At 61.4% G+C, this 6,727-nt stretch carries 5 protein-coding genes; all 5 read right to left on the bottom strand.

The features are described 5' to 3' along the window. Window positions 1-1,441, bottom strand: a 1,441-nt coding sequence (locus tag EU811_RS09490; RefSeq protein WP_142938222.1) for a chaplin family protein, incomplete at its 3' end; no start/stop codon positions are given. A 98-nt stretch (window positions 1,442-1,539) separates the two neighbouring features. Next, the gene (locus tag EU811_RS09485) at window positions 1,540-2,625 is read right to left on the bottom strand and encodes a hypothetical protein (protein ID WP_142938221.1); all 1,086 of its coding nucleotides are present in this window, start codon (window positions 2,623-2,625) and stop codon (window positions 1,540-1,542) included. Window positions 2,626-2,739: 114 nt separating this feature from the next. Further along, window positions 2,740-3,612: an MBL fold metallo-hydrolase gene (locus EU811_RS09480; RefSeq protein ID WP_238703376.1), complete on the bottom strand. Its 873-nt coding sequence runs from the start codon at window positions 3,610-3,612 to the stop codon at window positions 2,740-2,742. A 93-nt stretch (window positions 3,613-3,705) separates the two neighbouring features. Next, window positions 3,706-5,283, bottom strand: coding sequence for a polysaccharide pyruvyl transferase family protein (locus tag EU811_RS09475; RefSeq protein WP_238703375.1), 1,578 nt, complete (start codon window positions 5,281-5,283; stop codon window positions 3,706-3,708). Between the two features lie 67 nt (window positions 5,284-5,350). Next, window positions 5,351-6,727, bottom strand: a 1,377-nt coding sequence (locus tag EU811_RS09470; RefSeq protein WP_187697111.1) for a TolB family protein, incomplete at its 5' end; no start/stop codon positions are given.

Below are 6,727 nucleotides of genomic sequence, written 5' to 3'. Positions count from 1 at the left end.
TCACAACAGGAGGATTCACAACGGGAGGGTTCACAACAGGAGGATTCACAGTGGCCGTCGATCCCCCACCAATTCCCACCGAGGTGGAACCGAGGGTTACGGGAGCCGTGATCGGGATGATCAGCTGGGTGCCGGAAAGAACTCCATCGCTGCCGGACGTGGTGCTGCCGGACGTGGTGCCCGACGGAGCAGTTCCGCCGGTGGTACCCGTGTTCGTGGCGGAAGAGTCACCCAGCAAACCAGCTGAGCTCGCACCCAAATTGACCGGCACAGATACAGGAGCAACAACCTGGGTGCCGGAAAGAACTCCATCGCTGCCGGACGTGGTGCTGCCGGACGTGGTGCCCGACGGAGCAGTTCCACCAGTGGTACCCGTGTTCGTAGCGGAGGAATCACCCAGCAAACCAGCCGAGGTGGAACCGAGGGTTACGGGAGCCGTGATCGGGATGATCAGCTGGGTGCCGGAAAGAACTCCATCGCTGCCGGACGTGGTGCTGCCGGACGTGGTGCCCGACGGAGCAGTTCCACCAGTGGTACCCGTGTTCGTAGCGGAGGAATCACCCAGCAAACCAGCCGAGGTGAAACCCACGTTGATCGGCACCGTCACAGGAGCAACAACCTGCGTACCCGAACCAATGCCATCTGCGCCCGAGGTCGAAGCACCCGAAGGAGCCGACGAACCAGAAGAAGCAGCTGAGCCGGAGGTAGCAGAGGAGTCTCCGCCAACACCCACGGCAGTGGCTCCGATGTTAACAGGGACCGAAATCGGAGCCACTACCTGAGCGCCGGATGCGATACTCTCTCCCCCCGACGTGGTTGCCTGCGCCGGAGCCGAAGCTGGGGCCGGAGCCACAGCAGGGGCCGGCGCAGGAGCTGAAGTTGTAGCAACGGAGTCGCCAAGGACACCAGCTGAGGTCGAGCCCAAGCTGATCGGCACAGTCACCGGAGCCACTACTTGGGTTCCCGAGGCGATACCGTCCGAACCGCTGGTGCTGGCTGCCGGCGTCGGGCTTGTTGCAGCCGCGGGAGCCGCAGGTGCGGCTGGAGCGGCAGGTGTGGCTGAGCTCGTCGCAGTGGAGCCCCCCAGCAGACCCACTGATGACGAGCCCAGGTTTATGGGCACCGTTACCGGAGCAACTATCTGCGTTCCGGAGCCGATGCTGTTGGAACCGTTGGTGGTGGCCGTCGGCGCCGGGCCCGCGCCGGCGGCACTCGAACCTGCAGCAGGTGCCGAGACGGTAGCTGCTGAATCCCCCAATAGTCCAAGTGATGTTCCGCCGAGGCTTATCGGCGCTGTTACGGGTGCCACCACTTGCGTGCCGGAAAGGATTCCGTCTTTGCCGCTGGTGGTGTCAGCGGCGTTTGCCGCTGTGGCGCTGAGGACGATCATGCCCCCTGCAAAGCATGTGCCGATGAGGCACTTGCGTATGGTCGTGTTCATTGTGGTTCTCTCCTGAAGACGTTGTTCCCAAGGGCGTCCGAGTGACGGATCGCCTGAATGACCGTCTGCCGCGAAGAGCTGTGCGGCTGGTGGAGGAACTAGTCAGGAGAGGAGCCGGGGTCGAAGCACACCGGCGTTGGATGTTGTTCGGTGCCGGCCGTTGCCAGGCCGGGAAGAGCGTCGACGGGGATGATCAGGGCGCCCTGCAGGAATGCTGCTGCGGGGCTGGGTGGACCGTTTTGGGAGTTCCCGGAGCCGGCTCCCGTGAGGCTGCCGGGGACCGCTGCGGGGTCGGGAGTCAGGTCCGCAGGCGCGGCGGGATCGTCGGCTGAGGAGGCGCCGCCGAGCACCGCTGTGATCCCGGTGGGACCGAAGTTTCGTGCGGGATTCAGCAGCCCTGAAGCGCTGGCGTTCACTCCTGGTCGAGTGACGCGCGGGTCCAGTTTGCCGGTCTCAAGAAGAGTTGTGCCTGTGGAATGTACGACGCCGGTAGTCGCCAAAGTGCCGGCTTCCGCCGCAGCGGGGGCAACAGGAGCGTCGGTTCCCGGCACAGCGGGAGTCTCGGGTGCCGTGGCGGGAGGCGCCACCACCGGCGGAACTGCCACAGGCGGAACAGGCGGAGCGACTACCGGCGGAACTACGGCTTCGACGGGCGGCAGCACGGTGCCTACAACGCCGTCCACAACGCCGACAATCGGGTCCACAATCGGGGACACTACGTCAGTGACAGGTTCCAGCCGGGCAGGTTCCAAAACCTGGTTCACCGGCGGAACAACTACGTTCACGGTGTGGTCTACGGTGTTAGTGAAAGGAGCCACCACCGTGTTCACCACAGTTCCTGCAGTGTCTGACGGGACCACGTTATTGACCACCGGGACGGCTGAAACCACATGATCAACCGTGCCGCCGACGTGTTCCACGAGGGGCGTCACGGCAGGCACGTGGACGTTGATCTGGTTGGTGGGTACCAGTCCCTTGACCACGTTCGGTAGAGGTACGTTCGGCACCGGGATGCTCACCGATGTTGAGGACGTGACAGATCCAAGAAGGGTTTTGTCAGAGGTTCCCGTATCTGCACTTGCGGCCGAAGCGGAAAGTGCCATCCAGATTGCGGTGCCAGCGCCAGCGACCATGACGGAGCGGAGAATGCTGGTAGCACGCGGAAACACGCGTGAACCCGTCATCTCGACACCCCCAGGTAGTCGCGAACCAATGGTCGCCTTCATCCTAGGACGGCATTAAGCGGTTAGTCCATGGTTGGGAGTAAAGAAAATGACAAATTTGTAAGGAAGCTTGTTTTACGAAGGATAAAAACCCGTCTTTTCCGGCCCGAAGTCCGGAGTGCCCACTGAAGAACGTCCGTGGGCGTTGGTTTCCTGAAGCCTCTTAATGAACCAGCGTGATTGCTCCGGGCCGTACGGCAGCACAGGAATGGCCTTGGTGGCATCGGAGGGCATATCGCGAATGGACTGGGTTGCTTGCCGGACTGCAGTTCCCATGGTGTCAGCCATGGTTTTCACGAACTCATCGCTGGCGGGTTTGCCGTGGCCCGGGACAAGGAACTCGTAGCGGTGGCGCAGGGCAGAGATGTGCCGCAGGGCATCCGCCCATTCCTCCGGGTACGAGTCCTCAAACGAGGGATGCGCGCCCTGTTCCACCAGGTCACCTACGTACAGGGTGGAGTTGGTGCCAACAAGGAGGTCACCGTCAGTGTGTGCCCGGCCCAGGTAGAACAGCGTGGCGGTGATACCGCCAAGGTCAACGAGGACAGGCTGGTCGTGGACCAGGGCGTTGGGGACCACGATGTCGACGGCGTCGCCCTCCCCCGCAGCCATCTCGGGCTCGTTGGTGGCCACGAAGCGTCGCTGGTTGTCGGCGTCGCGTTCTATAGCGGCCGCACAGTTGGCGTGCGCCCAAAACTCCGTGACGCCGTCGTCGGCAAATACTGCATTACCGAAGAAGTGGTCGTAGTGCGCGTGGGTGTTCACCACAACCAGCGGAAGCTGGGTCTTTTCGCGAACTGCAGCGAGGATTTCCCGGCCTTGGCGCGGGCCGCAGCCGGTGTCGATGACCATGGCGAGTTCAGAGCCCACCACGAGCCCGGTGTTGAGTAACGATCCCTCGGTTTCCAAGACGTAGTTGTCCGGTCCAAGTTCTAGCCAAGCTGACAATTCGTGCTCCGTATCCACTGCAATCCGGCGATGTTCAGGCCTCTACTCTACCCACGGAACCCGAGCGGATGCTGGAAGGCTGGCGGACGTTCCTCAGCGTCGGAGCAGCCTGAGCTTTCGGCCGGCCCGCACCAGCAGGGAGGACTTCAGCACCTGAAGCTCATCCTGGAGCTGGTCGCGTTCAGTCTGAAGATGGTCGCGTTCAGACTCCCTGGCGGCAAGCGTTCCGGTGAGGTGATTCAGTTCGTCCCGCAGCCGGTCCCGGTCCGCTTCCACTGCGCCGAGGCTTCCACGGGTGTCTTCCAGAACGTGGGTCAGGCCATAGAGCTCCACCGACTGGTGGCCGATGTGCAGCTCGTTGTTGGCCGTCAGTTGGGCCACGGACGGGTGCTCCCCGGAGGCGAGTTCCGGAAGGGCCGGTTCCGGGCTCACAAGAACCGGCGCCTCTGGTCGGGCCCCCTGCAGGGTCTCGACGACGGCGTCCCACCACTCGCGTTGGAACTCGCCTTGGGCGGGGCTCAGTTGCTTCAGATATGAACGGATGTCATTGTTGCTGGCCAGGAACTGGTCTACGAAAGCATCGAATTCCGGAGTGGCCAAGTGGCGGAGGGAACGCATGGTGTGGCCGAGACCCCAGTTTGCAAGTGCCCCGCCGATCCGCACCTCTCCGTAGTAGTCCACGGCGATACCCAAGCAGGGAACGCCTGCGGACAGTGCGAAGACGATCGGGTGGTACCGGCTCGCCACCACTATCTCGGCCTGCATCGTCAACGACGCAGACTCCTCCGCTGACAGCTGACCGCAGACCATCACGTTCTCCGTGTTCATCCTGCGCCGGATGTCCTGGTGGGTTTCAATGTCGATGTCAGCTTGGCCCGGGTGCGACATGTGGGCGATCATCACAACATCCAGCTTGCCGGCGTCGGCGATTCTGTCCAGCACCTCAGCGATCCGCTGGTTGAAGGCGTCCCTGTCCATGGCGCCGGTGCCGGGCGCAAAAGTGGCTACCAGGAAGGGACGGCCCGGTTGGGGCTTGTACGTCACCTGATCCAGTTCGAGGGCAGCCGGAAGGGCGTGGTCCACCTCAAAGAAGCTCGCGTCGTCGAGCGTCAACCCAGCCGGCACGTCGGCGTTCCGCATCAGTTCCCACGAGGTTTGTTCGCGGACACTGGTGAGCGTTGCTGAGCGGAAGAGTTCCACAACCGTGTCATAGTCAGGGCCCGTCAGAACAGGCCCAAGAGTTTGCCCGGAAATGACCAGCGGCTTGCCCAAGGCGTTGGCGATGGCGCCCACCGCTGCCCTTTCGTAGAGCAGCCAGCCGTAGGGGGAAGTCATGTTCCCGCCACCGGCGATTACTACGCCGTCGCAACCCTTCATGGTCTCAATGAGTGCATGAACCTGGTCTTCAGCGGGAAGGGCAGACATGTCCCCTGCCAGGATGGCCTTGATCTCGCGCAGGTACCTCTCACGCCGGTGAGGAGGCCACGGGAACTCCAAGGTCTTCACTGACTCGGTGCCAAAAATCCTGGTGCTCTGCTCCGGGTCCCGCGACAACAGCACAATGTCCGTCACTCCCCTGGCGCGCAGTTCGTCCACCACGGCATGGGTCATGGCTTCGTCACCCACGTGATAAACGGGCTGACCAATATCCCCAAGAACTACAACTCGCACGACACTCCGGTGGTTGGACGCAAAAAACAGCTTCCAGCGTACCGGGTTATCAGGGGCACACGACGAATCAGGATCCGATCCGAGCTCGAAAAATCCCGAGGCCGGCGGGAGTTCCGTTAGGAAGCAAATCATTTCCAAACGTCGAAAAGACTACGTGCAGTCCGTCTCCAGACATCGACTGTTGAAGGTGCCATTCATTGACAGCGTCACCAGACGGTGCGGCGCTGACCAACCGCACGCTACCGCTTGTCATATCGCGAACGTACACGTCTTCAGCTTCTTTGCTCTCGCCGCTGATCATGTCATAACCACTGGCAATGAAGCTCACCAAGTGACCATCGTCGGAAATGGAAGGGCTGAACGACCAATCGTTGGCGGGTTTACCTGGCGGAGGCACCGAAACGGTCCTGGTCACATTCGACACCATGTCCCTCACAAACACATCATTGGTGCCTCGTGTTTCGGCCGGTTCGGTAGCGTCGAGATTAGAAGCATAGGAGCCAAATGCCACGTAACGGCCATCTGCGGAAATCGACGGACTGTGGGATGTGTCATCTGCAAACCCGCCGCCGGGGGTTGCGGAGACGAGGCGGGTAACCCCTTGCGCCAAGTCTCGGATAAATACATCGCCGTAGCTAACAGGGGAATCACCCTCCAGCAGATCATCGCCCGAAGACGAGAATGCCAAAAATTGCCCATTTGCGGATAGGGATGCAGAACTCGACCAACCGTTACTTGGTACGCCGAGCGGTGTGGCTGAGACAAGACGTGAGGTCTGCGTGACCATGTCCCTAACAAAAACATCGCTTGCGGCATTGGTATCCCCGGCCACTAAGTTCTGCGCAGTTGAAGTAAATGCCACCAGGCCGCCATCAGCTGAAATCGAGGGGCCGATTGACTGACCGTTACCTGCAGAGCCCGCAGGAGTAGCTGAGACCAACACAGTGCTGCCTGCAACCATGTCGCGAACAAATACGTCGCTCAACTTACTGGCGTCCGAAGGAACGAGGTCTGATGCTCCGGAGGTAAAAGCGATGTAGCGGCCGTCCGCTGAGATAGACGGTTCATGTGACTTTGCGTTTCCGGTTGCTCCAGAAGGAGTGCCGGAGACCAGACGGGTGACACCCGTCTGCATGTCCCGCACAAAGACATCCTCCGATTCATTGTTGTCCCCGTTTGGTGCAAGGTCCGGAGAAGCAGATATGAAGGCGACGAATCGGCCATCGGCTGAGGCAACAGGTGCCGCCGGCATATCTATGCCAACCGTGCCCCCTGGAGTCAGATTCACCAGATCGACCGTTCCCTGAGTCGGCACAGTCGGCGTGGGTGTGGGTGTTGGTGTTGGTGTTGGGTTGGGGTTTGTTGGTTGGGGTTTGATGACGGGGGTGTTTTGGCAGGGGTTTGCGGTGAAGAGGGGCCAGGTCTTGGTTGCGGTGGCTTTCCA

The sequence above is a fragment of the Arthrobacter sp. TS-15 genome (genome assembly GCF_006964045.1).
Classification (GTDB): Bacteria; Actinomycetota; Actinomycetes; order Actinomycetales; family Micrococcaceae; genus Arthrobacter.
Note: the sequence above shows the minus strand (reverse complement) of the source record. Positions and strands in the feature narration are given on the sequence as shown.